The 23,459-nt window shown below is 56.5% G+C and carries 24 protein-coding genes; 1 reads left to right on the plus strand and 23 read right to left on the minus strand.

Annotation, left to right across the window (positions count from 1 at the left end; all coding sequences use genetic code 11):
* Positions 1 to 49: 49 nt before the first annotated feature.
* The 9 genes from fabG to GZ1_RS02930 all read right to left on the minus strand — a co-directional run bounded on the left by fabG (position 50) and on the right by GZ1_RS02930 (position 9,393).
* On the minus strand, positions 50 to 793 hold the full coding sequence (gene fabG / locus GZ1_RS02890) for a 3-oxoacyl-[acyl-carrier-protein] reductase (protein WP_013523380.1): 744 nt from the start codon (positions 791 to 793) through the stop codon (positions 50 to 52).
* 4 nt (positions 794 to 797) lie between these two features.
* On the minus strand, positions 798 to 1,739 hold the full coding sequence (gene fabD, locus GZ1_RS02895; protein WP_013523379.1) for an ACP S-malonyltransferase: 942 nt from the start codon (positions 1,737 to 1,739) through the stop codon (positions 798 to 800).
* 21 nt (positions 1,740 to 1,760) lie between these two features.
* The gene (plsX, locus tag GZ1_RS02900) at positions 1,761 to 2,744 is read right to left on the minus strand and encodes a phosphate acyltransferase PlsX (RefSeq protein WP_015374397.1); all 984 of its coding nucleotides are present in this window, start codon (positions 2,742 to 2,744) and stop codon (positions 1,761 to 1,763) included.
* A complete protein-coding gene (gene fapR / locus GZ1_RS02905; protein WP_011230687.1) occupies positions 2,728 to 3,324 on the minus strand; it encodes a transcription factor FapR in 597 nt (198 codons plus the stop codon). The genes plsX and fapR overlap by 17 nt, the downstream gene beginning before the upstream one ends.
* A gap of 298 nt (positions 3,325 to 3,622) precedes the next feature.
* Complete coding sequence (recG, locus tag GZ1_RS02910) at positions 3,623 to 5,671, minus strand: ATP-dependent DNA helicase RecG (RefSeq protein WP_015374396.1); 2,049 nt, start codon at positions 5,669 to 5,671, stop codon at positions 3,623 to 3,625.
* A complete protein-coding gene (gene sdaAA / locus GZ1_RS02915; RefSeq protein WP_015374395.1) occupies positions 5,668 to 6,552 on the minus strand; it encodes an L-serine ammonia-lyase, iron-sulfur-dependent, subunit alpha in 885 nt (294 codons plus the stop codon). Before sdaAA ends, recG begins: the two co-directional genes overlap by 4 nt.
* Before the next feature lie 54 nt (positions 6,553 to 6,606).
* A complete protein-coding gene (gene sdaAB, locus GZ1_RS02920) occupies positions 6,607 to 7,269 on the minus strand; it encodes an L-serine ammonia-lyase, iron-sulfur-dependent subunit beta (protein WP_060787831.1) in 663 nt (220 codons plus the stop codon).
* 73 nt (positions 7,270 to 7,342) lie between these two features.
* A complete protein-coding gene (gene fakA / locus GZ1_RS02925) occupies positions 7,343 to 9,013 on the minus strand; it encodes a DAK2 domain-containing protein (protein ID WP_060787832.1) in 1,671 nt (556 codons plus the stop codon).
* A gap of 17 nt (positions 9,014 to 9,030) precedes the next feature.
* Positions 9,031 to 9,393, minus strand: a complete 363-nt coding sequence (locus GZ1_RS02930) for an Asp23/Gls24 family envelope stress response protein (protein WP_015374392.1) — start codon at positions 9,391 to 9,393, stop codon at positions 9,031 to 9,033.
* 228 nt (positions 9,394 to 9,621) lie between these two features.
* Between GZ1_RS02930 and rpmB the strand changes: the two genes are divergently transcribed.
* On the plus strand, positions 9,622 to 9,807 hold the full coding sequence (gene rpmB / locus GZ1_RS02935; RefSeq protein ID WP_011230681.1) for a 50S ribosomal protein L28: 186 nt from the start codon (positions 9,622 to 9,624) through the stop codon (positions 9,805 to 9,807).
* Positions 9,808 to 9,896: 89 nt separating this feature from the next.
* Here the strand turns inward: rpmB and spoVM are convergent, their stop codons facing one another.
* From spoVM to gmk, 14 genes are all read right to left on the minus strand, one after another.
* Positions 9,897 to 9,977 carry a stage V sporulation protein SpoVM gene (gene spoVM / locus GZ1_RS02940; protein ID WP_011230680.1) on the minus strand — a complete coding sequence of 27 codons (81 nt, stop codon included), beginning with the start codon at positions 9,975 to 9,977 and terminating at the stop codon, positions 9,897 to 9,899.
* 81 nt (positions 9,978 to 10,058) lie between these two features.
* Positions 10,059 to 10,709 carry a thiamine diphosphokinase gene (locus GZ1_RS02945; RefSeq protein WP_013145787.1) on the minus strand — a complete coding sequence of 217 codons (651 nt, stop codon included), beginning with the start codon at positions 10,707 to 10,709 and terminating at the stop codon, positions 10,059 to 10,061.
* Between the two features lie 108 nt (positions 10,710 to 10,817).
* Positions 10,818 to 11,474: a ribulose-phosphate 3-epimerase gene (gene rpe / locus GZ1_RS02950; protein WP_013523373.1), complete on the minus strand. Its 657-nt coding sequence runs from the start codon at positions 11,472 to 11,474 to the stop codon at positions 10,818 to 10,820.
* A 2-nt stretch (positions 11,475 to 11,476) separates the two neighbouring features.
* Entirely contained in the window at positions 11,477 to 12,358 is an 882-nt protein-coding gene (rsgA, locus tag GZ1_RS02955; RefSeq protein ID WP_015374391.1) for a ribosome small subunit-dependent GTPase A, read from the minus strand.
* Positions 12,359 to 12,362: 4 nt separating this feature from the next.
* The gene (gene pknB, locus GZ1_RS02960) at positions 12,363 to 14,333 is read right to left on the minus strand and encodes a Stk1 family PASTA domain-containing Ser/Thr kinase (protein ID WP_015374390.1); all 1,971 of its coding nucleotides are present in this window, start codon (positions 14,331 to 14,333) and stop codon (positions 12,363 to 12,365) included.
* A gap of 5 nt (positions 14,334 to 14,338) precedes the next feature.
* Positions 14,339 to 15,088 carry a Stp1/IreP family PP2C-type Ser/Thr phosphatase gene (locus GZ1_RS02965; RefSeq protein ID WP_033006246.1) on the minus strand — a complete coding sequence of 250 codons (750 nt, stop codon included), beginning with the start codon at positions 15,086 to 15,088 and terminating at the stop codon, positions 14,339 to 14,341.
* Positions 15,089 to 15,093: 5 nt separating this feature from the next.
* A complete protein-coding gene (rlmN, locus tag GZ1_RS02970) occupies positions 15,094 to 16,191 on the minus strand; it encodes a dual-specificity RNA methyltransferase RlmN (RefSeq protein ID WP_011230674.1) in 1,098 nt (365 codons plus the stop codon).
* A 4-nt stretch (positions 16,192 to 16,195) separates the two neighbouring features.
* Positions 16,196 to 17,530, minus strand: coding sequence for a 16S rRNA (cytosine(967)-C(5))-methyltransferase RsmB (rsmB, locus tag GZ1_RS02975; RefSeq protein ID WP_060787833.1), 1,335 nt, complete (start codon positions 17,528 to 17,530; stop codon positions 16,196 to 16,198).
* Positions 17,517 to 18,476: a methionyl-tRNA formyltransferase gene (gene fmt / locus GZ1_RS02980; protein ID WP_015374387.1), complete on the minus strand. Its 960-nt coding sequence runs from the start codon at positions 18,474 to 18,476 to the stop codon at positions 17,517 to 17,519. The genes rsmB and fmt overlap by 14 nt, the downstream gene beginning before the upstream one ends.
* A 6-nt stretch (positions 18,477 to 18,482) precedes the next feature.
* Complete coding sequence (def, locus tag GZ1_RS02985; protein WP_015374386.1) at positions 18,483 to 18,956, minus strand: peptide deformylase; 474 nt, start codon at positions 18,954 to 18,956, stop codon at positions 18,483 to 18,485.
* 16 nt (positions 18,957 to 18,972) lie between these two features.
* On the minus strand, positions 18,973 to 21,378 hold the full coding sequence (priA, locus tag GZ1_RS02990; RefSeq protein ID WP_060787834.1) for a primosomal protein N': 2,406 nt from the start codon (positions 21,376 to 21,378) through the stop codon (positions 18,973 to 18,975).
* On the minus strand, positions 21,375 to 22,580 hold the full coding sequence (gene coaBC / locus GZ1_RS02995) for a bifunctional phosphopantothenoylcysteine decarboxylase/phosphopantothenate--cysteine ligase CoaBC (RefSeq protein ID WP_015374384.1): 1,206 nt from the start codon (positions 22,578 to 22,580) through the stop codon (positions 21,375 to 21,377). Before coaBC ends, priA begins: the two co-directional genes overlap by 4 nt.
* Before the next feature lie 49 nt (positions 22,581 to 22,629).
* Positions 22,630 to 22,830 carry a DNA-directed RNA polymerase subunit omega gene (gene rpoZ / locus GZ1_RS03000; RefSeq protein ID WP_011230668.1) on the minus strand — a complete coding sequence of 67 codons (201 nt, stop codon included), beginning with the start codon at positions 22,828 to 22,830 and terminating at the stop codon, positions 22,630 to 22,632.
* Between the two features lie 2 nt (positions 22,831 to 22,832).
* Complete coding sequence (gene gmk, locus GZ1_RS03005) at positions 22,833 to 23,450, minus strand: guanylate kinase (RefSeq protein WP_011230667.1); 618 nt, start codon at positions 23,448 to 23,450, stop codon at positions 22,833 to 22,835.
* Positions 23,451 to 23,459: the final 9 nt, after the last annotated feature.

Genomic DNA, 23,459 nt, shown 5'->3' on the forward strand with positions numbered 1-23,459 from the left:
CCTTCATGATTATAGTCGATTGGCAGAAAAAATACTAGCGCTGTTTTTCTTACGGCATCACCATGCCGCCGTCAACATGAAGCGTCTGTCCGGTCATGTAGCTCGCGGCGTCGGAAGCGAGGAAAGCGACGACGCGGGCGACATCATCCGGCTCGCCAAAGCGGGCGAGCGGAATTTGCTTTAACATTTCCGCCTTCAGCTCCGGGCTGAGCGCTTCGGTCATATCGGTCGTAATGAATCCTGGTGCGACGGCGTTAACGGTGATGTTGCGGCTGGCGAGTTCGCGCGCCGCCGTCTTCGTCAGCCCGATGACGCCGGCCTTGGCGGCGACATAGTTCGCCTGCCCCGGATTGCCGATCACGCCGACGACCGAAGCAATGTTGACGATCCGCCCATAGCGCTGCTTCATCATCGGGCGCGTTGCCGCCTTCGTACAAAGAAATACCCCTTTTAAATTCGTGTTAATCACGGCATCCCATTCTTCTTCTTTCATCCGCATCAATAAATTGTCGCGTGTAATGCCGGCGTTGTTGACCAAAATATCGAGGCGGCCAAAATGGTCAATCGTCGTTTTCACCATGCGCTCAACATCTTCAGCGCGGGCGACGTCCGCCTGCACGGCGATCGCTTCGCGGCCGAGCGAGCGGATGGCCTCGACAACTTCATTCGCTTTCGCCTCGCTGCCGGCGTAATTGACGGCAACGTTCGCCCCTTGGCGGGCAAGCTCCAGAGCGACCGCCCGGCCAATGCCGCGCGACGCCCCGGTCACAAGAGCAATTTTTCCTTCGAGCATCGCTTTATTCCCCTTTCAGCGCCGCAACGGTCGCTTCGAAGGAAGCAAGATCGTTCACCGCATAAACGCGGGCGTTGCGGTCGATTTTTTTCACAAGGCCGGACAACACTTTTCCCGGACCGATTTCGACAAACGTGTCGACGCCAAGCGAAAGAAGCGTGCGCACCGACTGCTCCCAACGCACCGGCGAGTACAGTTGTTCAATGAGAAGGCGGGCGATGTCCTCTTTTTTCGTCACCGGCTCAGCCGTCACATTGGCGACGACCGGAATGACGGCGTCACGAATCACCAAACTGTCAAGAACCGCTTTCAGTTTTTCTGCCGCCGGCTTCATGAGAGCGGAGTGGAACGGACCGCTCACCTCAAGCGGAATGACGCGTTTGGCGCCGCGTTCTTTCAAAAGCTGCGCCGCTTTTTCCACTCCGGCTTTCGAGCCGGAGATGACAATTTGCCCCGGGCAGTTGAAGTTGGCCGGCTCGACCGGATCGCCTTGGGCGGCGATTTCATTTGTCACTGCTTCAAGCGCATCAGCGTCCATCCCAAGCACCGCCGCCATCGTCCCTTCACCGGCCGGCACCGCTTCATCCATCAGCTCACCGCGGCGGCGCACCGCGTAGACGGCATCGGCAAACGACATGGCGCCGGCGGCGACAAGCGCCGTATATTCGCCCAAACTATGGCCAGCGACATAGTCCGCTTTCAGCCCAGCGCCGTCGACAAGCTGGAGCAAGGCGATGCTGGCGGTCAAGAGCGCCGGCTGGGCGTTATATGTCAACGTCAGCTCTTCTTGCGGTCCGTTGAACATGAGCTTGGAAAGCGCGAATCCAAGCCGCTCGTCAGCCTCCGCGATGACGGCGCGGGCGCGGGCGTCATGCTCGGCAGCGTCTTTCGCCATGCCGACCGTCTGCGATCCTTGGCCAGGAAATAAAAAGGCGATTTTCCCCATTTTTGATTCCTCCTTTACCGATTATGCCCGTTCCAGCTCCGCTCTGATCGTGCCGATGACATCATGAACCACCATCTCTCGTGCCTGGCGGATGGCGTGGAAGATGGCGTTCGCATCGGACGACCCGTGCGCTTTAATGACCGGAGCATTTAAGCCAAACAGCGCCGCGCCGCCATACTCCGAGTAGTCCATCATTTTTTTCAGCCCGGCGAGCTTTGGCTTGAGGACGGCGGCGGCCAGCTTCGCCGCGACGCCGCTTGTCAGCGTCTGCTTGAGCAAGGAAAAGAGCGCCAGCGCCGTCCCTTCAATCGTTTTTAACGCAACATTGCCGGCAAAGCCGTCGGCGACGACAACATCAGCCACTCCTTGCAGCAGATCGCGCGCTTCGACATTGCCGATGAAATGAAGGTTCGTTTCCTTGAGCAAGGCAAACGCCCGTTTCGTTGTTTCGTTTCCTTTTTGGTCTTCCGTTCCGACGTTCAGCAAGCCGATGCGCGGTTTTTCGACGCCGCGCACGTTCTTTGCGTACGCATGTCCCATCAAAGCGTATTGCTGCAAATGTTCCGGCTTTGCATCGACGTTGGCGCCGACATCCAGAAAGACAAAGCCGCGCCCATCCAACGTCGGCAGCGTCGGGGCGAGCGCCGGGCGGTCGATGCCGGCTGCCCGCCCGACGACAAACAGTCCGGCTGCCATGAGCGCCCCGGTATTGCCGGCGGAAATGCACGCCTCGGCGCGCCCTTCTTTCACTTCTTCCGCCATGCGCACCATCGACGAGTTCTTTTTGCGCCGCACCGCCCGCACCGGCTCATCATCTGCTTCGATCACTTCGTCGGTGTGGATGATCGAAATGCGCTCTTCACCCGCCACATGCGGGCGAATTTTCGCTTCATCGCCAATCAGCGTAATCTCGATGTCAGGGAAATGGGCGGCGGCCATAAGCGCCCCGCGCACGATTTCGCCCGGGGCATGGTCTCCGCCCATGGCATCAACCGCGATATTCATTGCTGTCCCCATCCTTTTTCTCTATGTTTGAACGATACATTTCAAACGTACCAGAAAAGACGAGCTCCTGGCCGACGTAGCTGTTCACCTCGACGATTGTGCGCCCGTGCGCCGTTTTTCCGGTCACTTTCGCTTTGGCTACGACCCGCTCCCCTTCTTTCACTTGACGCACAAAACGAATGGTCGCTTTCGCTGTCAGCGCCAGTTCATCATGGATGACAGCGACGGCAAGCGAGTTGGCCTGAGCGAACAAATGATGGCCGCGGGCGATGCGGGTGCGCCGAAAGACGTGCTCCTCTTTCACATCGAAAATCGAAATGGCGCTCGCATCCGGCTCGATGTCAATAATGTCGCCGATTACTTCTTCAAGCGGCAACGCCCGCACTTTATCAGCGAACGACTGGCGGGCGACATTCTTGATGCGCTCACGCAGTTCGGGAATCGACAGCTCAAGCCGATCAAGGCGGATCGTCTGCACGCTGACCGAAAATTTTTCGGCGAGCTCTTCATCGGTGATAAACGGGTTTTCCCGGATCGTCTCCTGCAACAACCGTTGCCGTTCGCGTTTGCTTTTTCTCATCGATTCGTGACACCGTCCGATTTTATGACTAGGTACTAAAAGTAATATATAATATCAAAAAACGAAATGCAAGCACAAAAAATGAACAGCGCCACAGGCTGTCGGCCGCTGTGGATCCGACGCCCCCTCGCCAAACGGCTTTCTGCTTCATCCTCGAGGCCCACAAACGAAATAGTGGGACAGGCATCTCCTGCCTCCTCCGTCCGAGCAATGAAAATATAGGCTTCCACTGGCAAAAAAATCAATTACCATAAAAAACAGCGGGGCGCGAATGCGCCGGCCGCCTCCTCCCTGTCTATTAATCTAGCTTTTCCCCGTCGAGTAGGCCGGACGCTTCCAGCTCGGCGCGCAGCCCGGCGTACGCCTCATCGCGCCAAAACGCGGCCGAGGAAACGAGCTTGGCGGCATCGCGGCGGGCGACTTCCAAAATGCGGTAATCATGCACTGGATCGCCGTAGCGGAATTCCGGGAGCCCGCTTTGTTTTGTACCGAAAAAATCGCCCGGACCGCGCAGCTCCAAATCTTTTTCGGCCAACACAAACCCATCGGCCGTTTCCGTCATGATGCGCATTCGTTCTTTGCCGACTTCCGATTTCGGGTCGGCGATCAAAATGCAGTACGACTGGGCGTCGCCGCGCCCGACCCGCCCGCGCAGCTGATGGAGCTGGGCGAGGCCAAACCGTTCGGCGTCGTAAATGACCATCACCGTCGCATTCGGTACATTCACGCCGACTTCAACGACCGTCGTCGAGACGAGCACATGGATGCGGTTTTCGCTGAACGCCCGCATGACGCGTTCTTTTTCGTCGGCCGACAGCCGGCCGTGCATCAAGCCGATCTCATATTTCCCGCGATAATAATGGACAAGCTGGCTATGGACATCGATGGCGTTTTGCACATCCAATTTGTCCGACTCCTCAATGAGCGGACAGATGACATACGCCTGATGACCACGGCGCAATTCCTTTTCGATAAAATCGAGCACGCGGGAGAACTGATGATGCTTCACCCAATACGTCTCGACTTTTTTTCGTCCGGCCGGCATTTCATCGAGCACCGATACGTCCATGTCGCCGAACGCTGTAATGGCGAGTGTGCGCGGAATCGGCGTCGCCGTCATCATCAATACATCCGGTGCATGCCCTTTCTCACGCAAAACGCGGCGCTGTTCGACGCCAAACCGGTGCTGCTCGTCCGTAATCACGAGGCCGAGCCTGTGAAACTGCACTCCTTCTTGAATCAAGGCGTGCGTGCCTACGACGATATCAATTGTTCCTTCTTCCAGTTCGGCAAGCACCGCTTTGCGCTGCTTTCCCTTCACTGAGCTTGTCAAGAGCGCAATCGTCACATCCGTATCGGCAAACAGCTCGGCGAGCGAGCGGGCGTGCTGTTCAGCCAGAATTTCCGTCGGCACCATCAGCGCTCCTTGAAATCCGGACAAAGCGGCGGCGTAAAGAGCGACAGCGGCAACGACCGTCTTGCCAGAACCGACGTCGCCTTGCAAAAGCCGGTTCATTTGCCGCGGCGAGCGCATGTCCGCCAAAATTTCGCCGATGACGCGGCGCTGGGCGTTCGTCAAGACAAACGGCAATCCGGAAAGAAAGGACGAAAGCCGCTCTTCAGAAAACGAATGAACGACGCCGCGCCGCTCATCGCGCATCAATCGACGGAGCGCCTGCATTTTCAGCTGGTACAACAAAAACTCCTCATAGATGAGCCGGCGCCGCGCCTGATGCAACTCTTCGCGCGTGCGCGGAAAATGAAGGGCGCGGAGCGCTTCTTGTTTGTCGACAAGGCGATAAGCACGGCGCAAAGCGGGCGGCAGCGGGTCGGGGATGTGCTCGCCAAACTGTTCGAACGCCGCTTTCATCAACCGGCGCATCGTTTTCACCGTCAGCGGGCTGCGAACGGAGTAAACCGGCTCGATGCCGGTGGTCTCCGGAGCCGGTCCGAACCGAAGCTCGTAGGCGTTGATCGTTTGCCGATGCCGGTCCCATTTGCCGATCACCGTCACCGTCTCGTTCAGGGCGATTTTTTCCTTCAAATAGGGACGGTTGAAACAAACAACGGTGATCAAGTAGCGATCGGCCAGCATGCGGAAGGAAAGGCGCGATTTTTTCTTTCCGTAATACGTCAACAGCGGGGCGCTGTATACTTTTCCTTCCACTGTCACTTTTTCTTCATGGCGGACGACGGCCAAATCTTTTTGTTCGTAATCATCATAGCGGTACGGGGCGTACGCAAGCAGCTCACCGACCGTCGCGATGCCGATGTCGGCAAGCGCGGCCGCCGTCTCTTCACCGATGCCTTTGACCGCCGTCACCGGCTGCTGCATCGCTTCGTTCACTTCGATGCCGCAGAAGCGCCGAAAATGCGAGCCGCAATGGCGCGGCCAGTCGGCGTCGCGGCCACCCCCCCTTGCGCCGTTTCTTTGAGCGCCACCGGCATGGCTGCACCGATGCGATACATCGCTTCAATCACTTCATCGCACGGGATGCGGCTTTTAATGCCGGCTAGCGCCATATCCGCAGCGATCATGGCGTTCGCCGCCCCCATCGCGTTCCGCTTGACGCACGGCACTTCGACCAGGCCAGCAACCGGGTCGCATACTAATCCCAACATATTTTTTAGGGCGATGGCCATCGCTTCGGCCGCTTGGCTCGGCGTCCCACCGGCCAGCTCCACCAACGCCGCGGCCGCCATGCCGGCCGCCGACCCGACCTCGGCCTGACAGCCGCCGGCGGCGCCGGAAATCGAGGCGTTGTTCGCGACGACGTAGCCAAACGCCCCGGCTGTAAACAAAAACTCGATCATTTCCATCCTTGTCGGCCGCAGCTTCTCTTTCACGGCAAACAACGTCCCTGGAACGACGCCGGCCGCCCCTGCCGTCGGGGTGGCGCAAATAACGCCCATCGCCGCGTTCACTTCGTTCGTCGCCATGGCTTTGCTGACGGCGTCCAAAATCGTCTCCCCAGACAAAAAACGGCCGCCCTCAATATAACACTGCATCCGCACCGCATCGCCGCCCGTCAGCCCGGAGCGGGACACAACCCCTTCGAGTCCCCTCTCGACGGCGCGCTCCATGACCGACAAATGGTGATCCATTTGCGCGATCACCTCTTCTCGACTTCTTCCGCTTACCTCCACTTCTTGGCGAATCATCACTTCAGCGATTTTGATGTTGTCCTTTTCTGCCATCTCCACGAGTTCAGCTACATTGCGAAACATATCATTTCCCACCTATCCTCTCTCTATCATGGTGCATCTGAAACCGATTTCTTTTTAATCCACAAGCTTCGCCACTTGAATGATGTTCGGCAGCTGCTCTAATTCTTGAATCAGATCATCGGTCAACGGCTGGTCGACTTCGATCGCCATGAGCGCCTCTTTCCCTTTCTCCTTGCGCGACACTTCCATGTGGCCGATGTTGATCTTCCACTTCGCCAACACGGAAGCCACCGCTCCAATCGTCCCGTACCGGTCGTTATGCATAATGAGCAGCGCTGGATGATGGCCGGACAGCTTCAAGGCAAACCCATTCAATTCGACGATTTCGATTTTGCCGCCGCCGATCGAAATGCCGACGAGCTCAAGCTCGCCTTCATCATCGCCAATCCGCAGGCGTGCCGTATTCGGATGATGCGGAACCGCCTCCTCAGCGGAAAACGACACATCCACACCTTCCGCTTGGGCGATCTCAAGCGCATTCGGAAGACGTTCATCGAACGTGTCAAACCCAAGCAACCCGGCGACAATGGCAACATCGGTGCCATGCCCCCGATACGTTTCGGCAAATGAACCGTAAAACGAAATGCGCGCCCACGTCGGCTTTCGGCCAAACAACTTGCGCGCAACCAAACCGATGCGCACCGCCCCGGCCGTATGTGAACTTGACGGCCCGACCATCACCGGGCCAATGATATCAAAGACGCTTTTGTATTTCATCTCCGCTATTCCTCCACAAAACAGAAAAATAAGAAAAATAGAAGGGAATGCTCCCTTCTATTATTCTAACATATTATTCGACGGAAATGATAAATGGATACAGCGGCTGCTTTCCGTTATGCACTTCCACTTCGACCCCGTCATGTTTCGTTTCCAAATAGGCAACGACTGTTTCCACATCGATCTCCGTTGCGTCTTCGCCGTACAAAATGGTCACGATTTCGCTTTCTTCATCAATGAGCGCATCAAGCAGCCGCTTCGTTACGGTGAGTTTGTCTTTGTCAGCGGCAATAATGCGGTCATCCCATAACCCCATGTAATCGCCCTTTTGAATCTCGATGCCGTCAATCGTCGTATCGCGCACGGAAAATGTCACTTGCCCCGTTTTCACTCGCGACAGCGCCGCCGTCATCGCCCGCTCATTTTGCTCGGCCGATTGCGCCGGATTGAACGCCAAGAGCGCCGCCAGACCTTGCGGAACCGTTTTCGACGGGATGACGACAACCCGCTGTTCGGAAAGCTCCGCCGCTTGTTTTGCCGCCATTACAATGTTTTTGTTGTTTGGCAGCACAAACACCGTTTCCGCGTTGGCGAGGCGGATGGCGTCAGCGATTTCTTCCGTGCTCGGGTTCATCGTTTGCCCACCTTCAATGATGGCGTGGGCACCGATGCTCCGAAACAGTTCAGCCACGCCAGCGCCCATGGCGACGGCGACGATGCCGTACGGCTTTGCTTCCTCTTTGGCAACAGCAGTCAGCGTTTTGGCCTCCTTGCCGACGATGTTGGCATGTTGTTCGCGCATGTTTTCAATTTTAATATTGATCAAGCTGCCGTAGCGTTGACCGTATGTCAGCACCTCACCCGGCGTTTCCGAATGGATGTGCACCTTAACAAGCTCGTCATCCGCGACAACAAGCAACGAGTCGCCGAACTGGCTTAACTCGCGGCGGAACGTTTCTTCGGAAAACGGGTGCTCGGCCAGCTTTTCCGGCTCAAAACGGACCATGAACTCCGTGCAGTAGCCAAACTCGATCTCATCGGCATGAATATGACTTTGCGCGCTTTGATGGTGCACCATTTTCACTAAATCGTCCATCCGCGCCTCAGCGCGTGCGGCGCTCACGATTTCTCCTTTCAGAGCAGCAAGAAACCCTTCATAGATGTATACGAGCCCTTGACCGCCGCTGTCGACGACACCGACTTCCTTTAAGATCGGGAGCAATTCGGGTGTGCGCTTAAGCGCCGCTTTCGCCTCGGCGAGCGCCGCTTCCATCACGGCGATCACGTCGCGTTCTTTTTTTGCCGCCTCCACCGCCTTGCGCGCCGCTTCTTTGGCAACGGTGAGGATCGTCCCCTCAACCGGCTTCATCACCGCCTTATAGGCTGTGTCCACCCCCGCCTGCAAAGCGGCGGCGAATTCGAAGCTGTTCACCGCTTGTTTGCCTTCGACTGCCTTGGCAAATCCGCGGAACAGCTGCGACAAAATGACGCCGGAATTGCCGCGCGCCCCCATCAACAGCCCTTTCGCCAGCGCCGCGGCGACGTTGCCGATATGGTCGGAGGCATTCGCCTTCACTTCTTTCGCCCCGGACGTCATCGACAAGTTCATGTTCGTTCCTGTATCGCCATCTGGAACCGGAAAGACGTTCAGCGCATCGACCGTCTTGGCGTTGTTCGCCAAATGTGCGGCCCCTTGCTGCACCATATCGGCAAATCGTCTTCCGTCAAGCGTCCTCATTGTCACCGGCTAACTCCTCCTTACTACGGGTTTGACACCCGAACCCCTTGAACGTAAATATTGATCGACTGAACCGCCAGCCCGAGCGTCTGATCGAGCGTGTACTTCACTTTCGACTGCACGTTATGGGCAACTTCGGAAATTTTCGTTCCGTAGCTGACGATGATGTACATATCGATATGTATCTCGCCGTTTTCTTCGCGGACAATAACCCCTTTGGAAAAATTCTCCCGGCGCAAAATTTCCGACAGCCCATCGCGAATTTGGTTTTTCGACGCCATTCCGACAATGCCGTAACAATCGACGGCTGCTCCCCCCGCGATCATCGCAATGACTTCATTGGCGACTTCGATGCGCCCGTATTTCGTTTGCCATTCAATCGACATGCTCGTTCCCCCTTTGCGTATCTCGCACAGCTACCCCTATTGTACTATAACGCTTTCTGTTTTCAAAGCGCTTCCCGTCCGCCCACTAGTATTATTTAGCCGAAAACTGAAATAGATGTCAAGGACAGTTTCTTGAAAGAAAACCGCACGTCTATTGCAATCCCTACGGTTGTATGGTAAATTATAATAGTGTTTTTAGAGGGATGTGAAAGCAAGGAGGGAAAAACGATGGCGAAGTGCTTCATTACCGGCAAGAAGAAATCGTTCGGCAACTCGCGTTCGCATGCCATGAACGCCAGCCGCCGCACATGGAAAGCCAACTTGCAAAAAGTGCGCATTTTAGTTGACGGCAAACCGAAACGCGTCTGGGTTTCGGCGCGCGCGCTGAAATCTGGAAAAGTGAAACGCGTCTAACGGCCTAACGAAAAGAAGCCGCCCCAAAAGGTTGCAACCCTCCTTTTGTTCGGCGGCAACAAAAAAGCACCAAAAATGGTGCTTTTTTCTTATCCTTTTTTAAATGCGTTCAACACCGCCCGCACGATTCCGCCTAAAAATCTCGGCAGCTTGATCGTATAAAACTTCATCCCGATTCCCTCCTCACACCGATCATCACGAGCTTCCCGCCATTTCCTTATCCATTATATTCCGTCATAAGCCAAGCGCGACTACGGGCAGCCGGCAAAATCGCTGCTCCTTATCATCATTAATATGCCTTCTGAAAACGAAAAAGTACCGGAAGATTGGATAAGTTCATTACTAATACATAATGTCGAACCGCGGGAAATATGACAGTTTGTTAACGGATATTTAAATCCCATCAGCGTAAGTTCTGCCACCGTTTCGGAAATCGGGATGTATGACACATAACGGTATCGATCGTCGCGCGCGACCGTATGCACGCCGGGCAGATGGACGGTGAGCACGTTTTGCCGGTCGATGAGTTCAATGGGCCGCCCGGCGTACTTTAACAGCAGCTCAACGTTGCCAAACAAATGGTCAAGCCGCCCGCCGGTCGCCCCAAACAGACGGATGGCCCCATCTGTCTGCCTAACCGCCCAGTCAAGGGCGATCTCCATATCCGTTTTGTCTTTTTCCGCCGGCCAAATGTCAAGCTCCGGCAGCATCTCCCTTAGCCGCTTGACCTCCTCAGCCGGCAAGGAATCAAAATCGCCAAACGCCCGCACCGGGCGGAGTCCGAAATCCAAGAGCGCTTTCGTGCCGCGGTCGACGCCGACCCACTGCACATCGCTCCCATCATACGAGCGCAAATCGGGAAGAAGGTGGGGCGGACCGCCGCCGACAATATGAATCAACACATGCGTTTCCCCCTTTCGGCAAGGGCCGAGGCAGCCATCTTCCGTTCTTTTCTTTGCTCTCATCACCCTGCGGCTCAATAAGATGGCAAAAGCGGCGCTGCCTTTTGGCTAGTTGGCGCACGCTTTGCGAAGCGTGCGAATAGCGGCGGCTCGATCCCGTTCATTGTAGATGGCCGAGCCGGCGACAAGCACGTTCGCTCCGGCTTCCACGCAAAGCGGCGCCGTTTCCGCATTGATGCCGCCGTCGACCTCAATATCGACCTCTTTATTTTGTTCACTGGCCATCCGGGCGACCTCACGGATTTTTGGCACGACCGCCGGAATGAACGCCTGTCCGCCAAACCCTGGATTGACCGTCATCAACAAGACGAGATCGACATCACCGATCACATGGCGGATCATCTCGACCGGTGTATGCGGATTGAGCACCACCCCGGCTTTGACGCCTTGTTCTTTGATAAAATGAATCGTCCGATGCAAATGCACGCACGCCTCAACATGGACGGAAATCACATCCGCGCCCGCTTTCGCAAACGCCGGAATGTATCGGTCCGGGTCGGCGATCATCAAATGGACGTCAAGCGGCAGCTTCGTCACCGGTCGAATGGCGGCCACGACCGGCGGCCCGAACGTCAAATTCGGCACGAAATGCCCGTCCATGATATCGACATGAATCCAATCCGCCCCGCCTTCCTCGACCGAACGAATTTCCTCAGCCAGGCGGGCGAAATCGGCTGATAAAATCGATGGCGCAATTCGAATCATGTTCAATACCTCGGCTTTCGTTCTTTCATTTCGGCAACAAAACTAACGTAGTGGTCATAGCGGTACGATGGAATCTCCCCGGCCTCGACCGCCTCACGCACAGCGCATTTCGGCTCGGCGATATGAAGGCAGCCGCGGAACTTGCACCCTTCCCCGTACATCCGGAATTCCGGAAAATAATGCGGCAATTCATCAAGCTCGATCTGGTCGAACTCAAGCGCGCCAAACCCTGGGGTGTCGGCGACAAGTCCACCGGCGACCTCAAGCAGTTCGACATGGCGGGTCGTATGCTTGCCGCGCCCTAAATGGGTGGAAATGTCGCCCGTTTTCAACCGCAAATCCGGACGGAGCGCGTTTAATAAGGACGATTTGCCGACGCCGGACTGCCCGGCGACGACGGAGACGCGGCCGCGAAGGCGCAACGCCAGTTCATCGAGGCCGCCCTTGGTCACGGCTGACGTTTCAATCACGTCGTAGCCGATGCGCCGGTAATCATGCACGTAGCGGGCGATCTCTTCTTTCGATTCGCCATCTAACAAATCGATTTTGCTGATGACAATGATCGGCGCGATGCGTTTCGATTCAACCAAGACAAGAAAGCGGTCGAGCAGCTTGGCGCTGAAGTCCGGGCTTACAGCCGAAAAGACTAAAATCGCCTGTTCGACGTTGGCAATCGGCGGCCGCACAAGCTCATTTTGCCGCTCGCCAATCTCCAAAATATAGCCTTCCGTTTCGCTCGTCGCCTGAAAAACGACGCGGTCGCCGACGAGCGGCGTCACGTTTTTCTTGCGGAACACACCGCGCCCGCGGCATTGGAACACGCGGCCTTCGGACAAGACGTAATAAAATCCGCTTAATGCTTTAATGATTTGTCCTTCCGCCATAGCCTCACCCCTTTTTTTCGTTATGTTCTGGGTACGGGATCGATCCTTCCTCTTTGACGACATTGTTGACAATGACGCGGTAATAAGCGGTCTCCCCATATGGAATTTCAAACTCGACCATCTCGGTCGCTGGCGCCGTCAGCCGGTATGTTTTGTATGGCGTTGACATATTGTGGTTGGCATCTTGGATGTAAAGCTGAGCTTCAACCATTTGCCCCGGCATCGCCGGTTCATACGGGATCATAATCTCTTTCACTACCGTTTTGGACGGCTTCGGCTCGGGCCCGCGGGAAATGACGACCGTGATGGTTTCCCCTTTTTTTACCTGCTCGTTCGCCGCTGGAGTTTGCGAAATGACAAGCCCTTCTGGCACCTCGTCCGAATACTCGTACTTCACGTCAATGCGCAACCCTTGATCCGCGCCGTAGTCGCGCACGCTTTTTTCCGTATAGCCAGTCAAATCTTTAACGGTGACCTTCTCCGGCCCGAGGCTGACGGTAAAGATAACTTCCGTTTCATCAGGCGCCACTCGATCGCCGGCGTACGGGTATTGATCCAAAATCGTCCCTTCCGGCTTGTCGCTGTGGCGGCCATTGCGCGTAATGCGGGTGAATCCTTCAGCGCGCAGCTCCTCCTCCGCCGCAGCAATATCATCGCCAATGAAGCTTGGAAATTCGATTTTCTTTTTTCCAATGCTTTTATAAATGATGACGCCGGCCCCTTTCTTCACCGTCATGCCGGCTTCCGGATCGGTGCGCACGACTTTTCCTTCTTCGATTTGATCATCTTCCACATCAATCGTATCTTTGATTTCCAAACCGAGCGACGACAGCTGTTCAACAGCGTCATCATAGTTTTTGTTGACCACGTTCGGCATCGTCACTTCTTTTGGAAAAATGAGGTCCGGAATCCATGTGACCGCGCTGACGCCGGCAGCTCCAATGAACAGCAAGGCAGCCACAAGCCAGGCAATCCATACCCGTTTCCGCTTTGGTTTCGGTTCGCCCGTCGTATGAACCGGTTCGCTCGTTTTTTCCTCGTACACAAGCGTCTCTTGCTCCAACGCCGCGCTTTCCGCATGTTTGATCATCGGAATGGCTTTCGTCGCTTCCTCATCGTCATCGGGTATGGTAAATTTCGGCTCGTTGCGCCGCCTTGGATCCAGCGCTGTCCGAATGTCCTCGTTCATTTCGCGCGCGGATTGGTAGCGGTAAAACGGGTCTTTCGCCGTCGCTTTTAAAATAATATTTTCGACGCTTTGCGGAATGTCGGGGTTCCACGCCTTGGGCGACGGCGTTTCCGCCTGCAAATGCTTCAGCACGATCGAAACGGCCGATTCGCCGGAAAACGGCAGCCGACCGGTGACAAGTTCAAACATGACGATGCCAAGCGAATAAATGTCCGACTTTTCGGTGGCAATGCCGCCGCGCGCCTGCTCCGGCGACAAATAATGGACCGAACCGAGCACCGAGTTGGTCTGCGTGATCGTCGTGCCGCTCATCGCCACAGCGATGCCGAAGTCGGTCACTTTCACATTGCCGTGCTCATCAAGCAAAATGTTTTGCGGTTTAATGTCGCGATGGATGATGCCGTTCTCATGGGCATGGGCGATCGCTGATGTCAGCTGGTCCATAATGCCAAGCGCCCGTTCGACCGGAAGCGGAGCGTGCTGCTGGATGTATTGCTTCAGCGTCGCGCCGCGCACATATTCCATGACGATGTAATAGACGCCTTCCTCTTCGCCGACGTCATAAATGGAGACGATATGTTCATGGTTTAAGCTCGTCGCCGCTTGCGCCTCGCGGCGGAACCGTTTGATGAACTGATCATCATTGGCAAAATCAAGGCGGAGCACTTTCACGGCGACATCGCGCTCCAAAATGATGTCGCGGGCCAAATAGACATTCGCCATGCCGCCGCCGCCGATAAGGCTGATGATTTTATAGCGGTCATTCAATCGCTTTCCAATGAGCACGCCGATCACCCACCTTCACGTTCCGCTGAAACATCGATGACCGCCAGCGAAATGTTGTCTTCTCCGCCCCGCCCGTTGGCGAGCTCAATAAGCGCCTCCGCCTTCTCTTCCAGCGTGCCGGCACCCGTCAAAATATGTATCATGTCCGCTTCCGGCACTTTATTGGACAACCCGTCCGAACATAACAACAACATGTCGCCCTCGTCGAGCGCCACTGTTTTCACGTCGATTTTCACCGCCGGTTCCGTGCCGAGCGCCCGCAACAGCACGTTTTTGCGCGGATGATGCTCAGCCGCTTCTTTCGAAAGCTGCCCGCTTTTGACGAGCTCATTGACCAACGAATGGTCGTCGGTCAGCTGCTGAATTCCGCTTTTGTTGAGCACGTAGCAGCGGCTGTCGCCGATATGGGCAACCGTCGCAAACGAATTAGCGCAAACGGCGGCGACGACCGTCGTCCCCATTCCTTGACATTCCGGGTGGGAAAGGGCATGGCGAAACAGTTGTTCGTTCGCCGACGCAATTTGCGTCTTGAGCCATTGCTCCGCCTCAGCCGGTGAAGCAAGGCCACTCTCTTTCTCCCATCGCTCCTGCAAATACGCCACCGCCATGGAACTGGCTACATCACCGGCGCGATGACCGCCCATCCCGTCAGCGACAACCGCTAAATATTGGCCGCTTTGATTGACAAATACGCCGCCATTGTCTTCGTTATGTTCGCGAATTTGGCCGATGTCAGTTCGGAAAACGGCTCGCATCCGATTCACCTCGTCTCCTCTTTTCGCTCCTTCGCGCGAAGCTGTCCGCAGGCGGCATCGATGTCGTGTCCATGTTCGCGGCGAATGGTGACATTGATCCCATGTTTTTTCAACGCCCGTTCAAAGGCGAAAATTTGGCTGCGCGGCGTGCGCACATAGTTGCGCTCCGGCACGTAGTTAACCGGAATCAAATTCACATGGCATTTCAGCCCTTTAATCAGCTCGGCCAACTGCTCGGCGTGCTCAAGCTGGTCGTTCACCCCGCCGAACAATCCGTACTCGAACGTCACGCGCCGGCCGGTTTTTTCAATGTAATACCGAACCGCCTCCATGAGCTTCGGCAGCGGGTACGCTTTATTGATCGGCATGAGTTTCGTCCGCAGCTCATTCGTCGGTGCATGCAACGAAATGGCGAAGTTGATTTGCATTCCTTCATCGGCAAACTGGTAAATTTTTGGGATGATGCCGCTGGTGGAAACGGTGATATGGCGGGCGCCAATGTTCAACCCTTTTGGGTGATTGACGATGCGCAAAAACTTGATGAGCGCATCGTAGTTGTCGAACGGCTCGCCGATGCCCATGACGACGATGCTGCTGACGCGTTCATTCGTGTCATCGAGCGCCTTTTGCACTTGCACGACTTGGGCGACGATCTCGCCCGCCTCTAAATGACGCTTCAGTCCGCCGAGCGTCGAAGCGCAAAACGTGCAGCCGATGCGGCAGCCGACTTGCGTCGTGACGCACACCGAATTGCCGTAGTTATGACGCATGAGCACCGTCTCAATCGAATAGCCGTCATGGAGCTCAAACAAAAATTTGATCGTTCCGTCTTTAGAAGTTTGTTTGACCACGGTTTTCAACGTCGTGATCGAAAACGATGACGCTAGCTGTTCGCGCAGCCGCTTCGGCAAATTCGTCATGTCGGCAAAATCGGTGACGCGGTTTTGATACAGCCACTCGTAAATTTGTGTGGCCCGAAACGGCTTTTCGCCTTGAGCGACAAGCCATTCCTTCAATTCGTCTAGCGTGAGCGAATAAATCGATGGCAACGGAGGCTGCGTTTCGCCGACAGAGCGGCGGGCAGCCGGACGAACCATTTCCATGCTTTTACACCTTCTTTCGCAGTCGGGCGATAAAAAACCCGTCAGAGTCAAAATGATGCGGCAAAAGCTGCAACATGCCGCCTTTCACATGCGGCCGCACCGGTTTCGGCATCCGCTCGGCAAGGCTGGCGTCGAGGAAAAAGTCCGGATGATCCGCTAAAAAGCGGGCGATGGCTTCTTCATTTTCCTCGCGCTCCACCGTGCATGTGCTGTAGACAAGCGTACCGCCTTTTTTCAAAAGCGGGGCGGCCGCCCGCAAAATGGCTTGCTGAATCTCGACAAGCGCGGCGATGGCGTCTTTCCCTTTCGTATATTTGATCTCCGGTTTGCGGCGAATGACGCCGAATCCAGTGCACGGCGCATCGACCAAAACGCGGTCAAACGATTCCGGGGCAAACCGCTCGCCGAGCCGGCGGCTGTCAAGGGCGAGCGTCGCAACGTTGTCAAGCCCGAGCCGCTTGGCCTGCTGTTCGATCAGCATTACCTTATGTTCGTGGATATCAACAGCAACGACCTCGCCGCGCCCGCCCATCCGTTCGGCGATATGGGTCGTTTTCCCGCCCGGCGCCGCGCAGCAGTCAAGCACCCGCTCGCCGGGGGCTGGGTCAAGCGCTCGAGCGACAAGCATTGAGCTTTCATCTTGAATCGTCAGCCAACCGGCGCGAAACGTCTCCGTATGAGCCAAATTCCCTTTTTCCGCCCGGATGGCCTCCGGAGCGACATGGCCAGGGATTGCCTGCATCCCTTCAGCGCGCAGCCGCTCAAGCGCTTCTTCGACAGTCGCACGCAGCCGGTTGACGCGGGCCGTTGATTGCGGCGGGCGCAAATTCGTCTCGCACATGCGCGCCGCTTCTTCATAACCATATTGCTGGATCCAGCGCCGAACGAGCCACTCGGGATGGCTGGTGGCAAGGGCGAGCCGCTTGCCCGCGTCATCAACCGCCTCGATCGACGGCAGCCCCTCGCGGCCGATGGCCCGCAATACGCCGTTGACAAGTGAAGCAATGCCGCGATGGCCGCGCCGTTTGGCGATTTCAACCGCTTCAAAGACGGCGGCGCGGTCGGGAACACGATCCAAATACACCATTTGATACAGCGTCAACCGAAGAAGCACGCGCACCCACGGCTCAAGCCGGCGCGCCTTGCGCAAAAACGGCGCCAAATAATAATCGAGCGTGTCGCGCCGTTGCACCGTGCCGTAGACAATCTCGGTCAACAGCGCCGCATCGCGCCCGTCAAGGCGTCCTTTTTGAATGGCTTCGTTTAATTGCAAATGACTGTACGCTCCTTTTTGTTCAATGGCTAACAGCGTATCTAAAGCAAGTTCACGTACGTCCATGATCCTCTCCTAGCTTCATGCCGACCGAAAGACGGCTGCCGGCGCCGCGCAAAAATTCGCCCGCCGCCATCCGTTTTTTTCCGGCCGGCTGCAATTCGGTGATGCGAATGGCTGTCTCATTGCCGGTGGCCACGACAATGCCGTTTTCCTCAAGCGCCAAAATCGTGCCCGGCGGCGCCGAACGGGGCGCCGGCACTTTTTCACCCCACCAAACCTTCCAAATGTGCCCATCCTGCGTTGTATACGTGACCGGCCACGGATGGAAGGCGCGAATATGGTTGTAAATGGCTTCGCCGGGCTGCGTCCAATTGATCCGCTCCTGCTCGCGGCGAATGTTCGGCGCATACGTCGCTTTCTCCTCATCTTGCGGAACGGGCGTAATGTTTCCTTCCAATAAAAGTGGAAGCGTTTCTGATAGTAGTTTAGCCCCGGCGGCACTCAATTTATCATGGAGCGTGCCGACCGTATCCGTTTCGGCAATCGGCACTTCGACTTGCGCTAACATGTCGCCGGCGTCCAACCGCTCCACCATATACATGATCGTGACACCCGTTTTCGTTTTCCCTTGCCAAATGGCGTAATGGATCGGCGCCCCGCCGCGCAGCTCGGGCAGAAGCGAGGCATGGACATTGATGCAGCCGTATTTTGGTGCATCAAGCAGCGCTTTCGGCAAAATTTGCCCAAACGCCGCCGTGACAATCAAATCGGGCGCAAACGCCAACACTTGTTCGTATTGCTCCGGCTCGCGAATTTTTGTCGGCTGCAGCACCGGGATGCCGCGGCGCTCCGCTTCCACTTTCACCGGGGGCGGAACGGGCTCGCGCTTCCGCCCTTTTGGCTTATCCGGCTGGGTGACGACCGCTGCAACGCGGTAGCCGTCATGAAGAAGCTGGCGCAAAATCGGCACGGCAAAGTCAGGTGTTCCCATAAACACAATGTTCGTCATTGGCATCTATCCTTCCAATTCTTCAAGATCGCAATACCGAATCACTTTCGACGTAAACAGCACACCGTGCAAATGGTCGATTTCATGTTGCAACGCGCGCGCCAAAAAACCGGTCGCGGAAAGCGTAAACGGGCGGCCGCGCCGGTTTTGCGCCCGCACTTTCACAAATTTCGCGCGCGGCACTTCGCCAAACAAGCCGGGAAAGCTCAAACAGCCTTCCACATCCACTTGTTCGCCGCGCGCCTCGATCACGACCGGGTTGATGAGCTCGATCCGACCGTGTTCATCACCGACATCGATGACGGCGATCTGCTTGGCGACGCCGATTTGCGGGGCAGCTAGGCCCACCCCGTCAGCGGCAAGCATCGTTTCATACATATCGTCAAGCAGCCGCCCGAGCCGACGGTCAAACGCCGTCACCGGCGCGCACGGCTGTTCCAAAATCGGGTCAGGATACGTGACAATCGACAAAACAGACAACGTCATTCCCCCAAGTTCACATCATCATGTATGGGTTTGTATCAATGGTGACCATCACTCCGCCATGGGCGGCATCGGCTTGGTAGCGGTCGATGACCGCCTTGAGCGCCGCGGTCAAATTCGGCTCCCGTTTGTATTTTATCATGCATTGGTAACGATATCTATCGTGAAGACGGGCGATTGGCGAGGCAACGGGGCCGAGAACGACCGCTTCGTGCGACAAATGCTTGCGCAAATAGGCGGCGATTTTCTCCGCCGCTTTGGCTGCAGCCGGCGCTTCCTGGTGGGCGACCGTGATGAGCGTCAAGTAGTAGTACGGCGGATAGCCGTGCGCTTTGCGCAGCGCCATCTCCCGCTGGTAAAAGGCGCGGTAGTCGTGGCGGGCGGCCAGTTCAATGCTGTAGTGCTCAGGCGTATACGTCTGAATGATCACTTCGCCGGGCAGCTCGTGCCGTCCGGCGCGCCCGCTCACTTGCGTCAACAGCTGGAACGTTTTTTCCGCGGCGCGAAAATCGGGCAAATGAAGCATCGTGTCGGCCGCGAGCACACCAACAAGCGTGACATCCGGAAAATCAAGCCCTTTGGCGATCATTTGCGTGCCGAGCAAAATATCGGCTTCCTTGGCGGCAAAACGGGAAAGCAGCTCTTCATGCGCCCCTTTGCGGCCGGTCGTATCGACATCCATGCGGATGACGCGCGCTTTCGGCAGCAACCTCGTCAGTTCTTCTTCCACTTTTTGCGTGCCGGTCCCGAAAAAGCGGATATGTTCGCTGCCGCATGACGGACAGCGAGGGGCAAGCGGCTCTTCATGCCCGCAATAGTGGCATTTCATCCGTTCCCCGGCACGATGGTACGTCAGCGAAATGTCGCAGTGCGGACAGCGGATGACATAGCCGCAGCTGCGGCACATGACAAACGTCGAATAACCGCGTCGATTCAACAGCAACACTGCCTGCTCGCCGCGCTCAAGCCGGCGGCGCAATTCGTCAAGCAATCGGCGTGAAAACATCGAACGGTTGCCGCTTCGCAGCTCCTCGCGCATATCGACGACATGAACGTCCGGCAGGCCGCGGTCGCTGATGCGCTCCGGCAGCTCGAGCAGCTCGTACACCCCTTTGGCGGCGCGGGCGAACGTCTCAAGCGAGGGGGTGGCGCTGCCAAGCACGACCGGGCAGCTGTGGCGGCGAGCGCGGTAAATGGCGACATCGCGCGCATGATAGCGCGGCATTTCTTCTTGCTTGTAGCTCGTCTCATGCTCCTCATCGATGATGATCATTCCCAAGTTTTCAAACGGGGCAAACACCGCCGATCGCGCCCCGACGACAAGCTGCACTTCTTTCCGGTGAATTTTCCGCCATTCGTCATATTTTTCGCCGACCGACAGCCCGCTGTGAAGCACCGCTACTTTCGAGCCGAACCGGCTTTTGAAGCGCTCGACCATTTGCGGCGTCAGCGAAATTTCCGGCACGAGAACGATCGCTTCCTTTCCTTGGCGCAACGCTTCATCAATCGCCTGCATATACACTTCCGTCTTCCCGCTGCCGGTGACGCCATACAGCAAAAACGTGCGATGCTCCCCGGCGCGCACCGAAGCGGCGATCTTCGCCAATGCCGCCTCTTGCGCCCGAGTGAGCGCCGGCGGCTCACTCGGCTGAAACGTGCGATGCTCGTACGGGTCGCGGTACACCTCGACATCGTTCAGCACCACCAATCCTTTGTCGACGAGCGCTTTCAGCGGCGCTGAGGAGACGCCAAGCACCGCTTGCAGCTCGGCAACCGGCGCCGCTTCCTCTTTTTCCAGCAAAAAGGAAAGCACCTCTTTTTGCCTTGCCGGCAGCGACCCGAGCTCCTGTTTCGCTTGTTCCGATGGAATGGCCAAAGCGGCGTGCTTCACCGTTTTCTTGCCCGCTTTTTCTTTCACCTTGTAGACCGCCTCGAGCACACCTTGCTGCACCGCTTTTTGCGCCGCCCGCCATAAACCGGCCGCCTCAACCTCTTTCCAAGGCGCTTCCGTCCGCCCGGCAAACAGCGGCTTTACCTCATCCGGCAACCTCCCTCTCTTCTCTTCATCCGTCAAGCGGAGCGTTTTTTCATATTTCGCCCGCATCGCCGCCGGCAGCATCGCCTGGTACGCCGAAATGGCAAAACAAAGCGTCGTTTCCGTTAAATAGCGGCCAAGATCAAGCAGCTCTTCGTTTAACACCGGCACGACATCAATCACATGCTCAATCGGTTTCAGTTGTTTGATGTCGGAATGGTCTTTCACATCAACGACAAACCCTTGCAAACGCCGCGCCCCAAACGGCACCGTCACCCGCATGCCCGGCTGGATGACGCCTTGCCAGCGCTCCGGAATCCAATAATCGAACGGGCGGTCCGTCTGCCGGGACGGGACATCGACAATCACGGATGCTACTTTCATCGAATCGCCTCGATATACGCGTGAATTTCTTTTAAAATTTCCTCGGCCGCCTCGCGTTTCGTCATGAGCGGCAGCGGCCGAACGACGCCGTCGCGGCGGAAGATGGTGATGATGTTCGTATCGCCGGCAAACCCTGCCCCTTCTTCGGTGACATTGTTGGCGACGACCATATCCAACCGCTTTTCTTCAAGTTTTTTTAACGCATACTGCTCGAGGTTGTCCGTCTCAGCGGCAAATCCAACCAAAATCTGTCCCGTTTTCCGCTCGCCAAGCGCTTTCAAGATGTCCACCGTCCGCTCCATCTCGACGACATAACCGCCCGGCTGCTTTTTAATTTTGGAAGCCGCGACATATTTCGGCCGATAATCGGCGACCGCCGCCGCCTTGATCACGATGTCCGTTTCCGCAAACCGAGACAAAACCGCTTCATACATCTCTTCCGCCGATTCAACCGCCACCGTCTCGACGCCATCGGGTGAAGAAAGCGCCGTCGGTCCGGAGACAAGCGTCACCGAAGCGCCGAAGCGGGCCGCCGCTTCGGCGATGGCGTAGCCCATTTTGCCGCTCGAATAGTTGGAGAAATAACGGACTGGATCAAGCCTCTCCCGCGTCGGCCCAGCGGTGACAAGCACACGCTTCCCGCGAAACAGCGGCGGATCACCGGCAAAAAAGCGCTCGATATGGGCGATGATGTTCTCCGGCTCCTCGAGCCGCCCTTTGCCGATGTAGCCGCACGCCAAATAGCCTTCCGACGGCTCGATGAACCGGTAGCCGAACTTACAGAGCCGCTCCATGTTCGCCTGGACGGCCGGATGCTCGTACATATGAACGTTCATCGCCGGAGCAATCCAGACGGGCGCTTTCGTCGCCAAAATCGTCGTCGTCACCATATTGTCGGCGATGCCGGCGGCCAGCTTCGCCATCGTATTGGCCGTCGCCGGTGCGACCAAAACGAGATCCGCCCAGTCCGCCAAATCGATATGGGCGATGACAGCCGGATCGTTTTCGGCAAACGTATCGACATACACTTCCTGGCGCGACAATGCTTGAAACGTGAGCGGTGTAATGAACTGGCACGCCCCTTCTGTCATGATCACTTTTACTTCAGCGCCGCGCTGGACGAGCTGGCTGGTGAGCGCCGCCGCCTTGTACGCCGCCACCCCCCCGGTCACACAAAGCAAAATATGTTTTCCCTTGATCATGTTGGCCACCCCCCGACATTGAAAAAAATAACAACCTAAAGCTAGGTTGTTATTTTTCCTCCTCCACTAATTCGACCTTGTCACCGGCAATTTCCTCGAGCGCCTGGCCGACAAATTTTTTCGACACCGGCTTTTTCACCATCAGCTCCGCACCGTCCTGCAGCTCGCGCGCCCGTTTGGCCACCACCGTGACGAGCTTGTATTTCGAATCGACTTTTTGCATCAGCAAATCGATGGAAGGATACAGCATCGTCATTCCACCCCCAACATCCGTTTATATCGCTCGGCGACGCGTTCGCGCCGGCAATGTTCGGCGATGACGATCGCCTTGATCCGCTCGCAGGCGAGCTCCACTTCATCATTTTCCACGACATAGTCGTACTCGTCCATCATTTCAAGCTCCTCTTTCGCCGCCCGCAGCCGATTTTCAATCAGCTCTTTCGACTCGGTGCCGCGTCCCATGATCCGCTTTTCAAGCTCCGTGAGGCTTGGCGGGGCCAAGAAAATGAAGAGCGCCTCTGGAAACGCCCGCCGCACTTTCATCGCTCCTTGCACTTCGATCTCTAAAAACACATCTTTCCCTTCGGCAAGCGTCTTCTCCACGTAGTCGATCGGCGTGCCATAGTAGTTGCCGACGTATTCCGCCCACTCGAGCAGCTTGTTTTCCCGAATCATTTGTTCAAACTGCTCGCGCGTGCGGAAGAAGTAGTCGACGCCTTCCACTTCGCCTTCGCGCGGCTTGCGCGTCGTGACCGACACCGAATAATGAAGATTGATGTCCGGCTGCGAAAACAGCGCCTTGCGCACCGTTCCTTTGCCAACGCCGGACGGACCCGACATGACGATCAACAACCCACGTTCGTTCTTCAACGCCCAAAA

It is taken from the genome of Geobacillus zalihae NBRC 101842 (genome assembly GCF_001544135.1).
Classification (GTDB): Bacteria; Bacillota; Bacilli; order Bacillales; family Anoxybacillaceae; genus Geobacillus; species Geobacillus zalihae.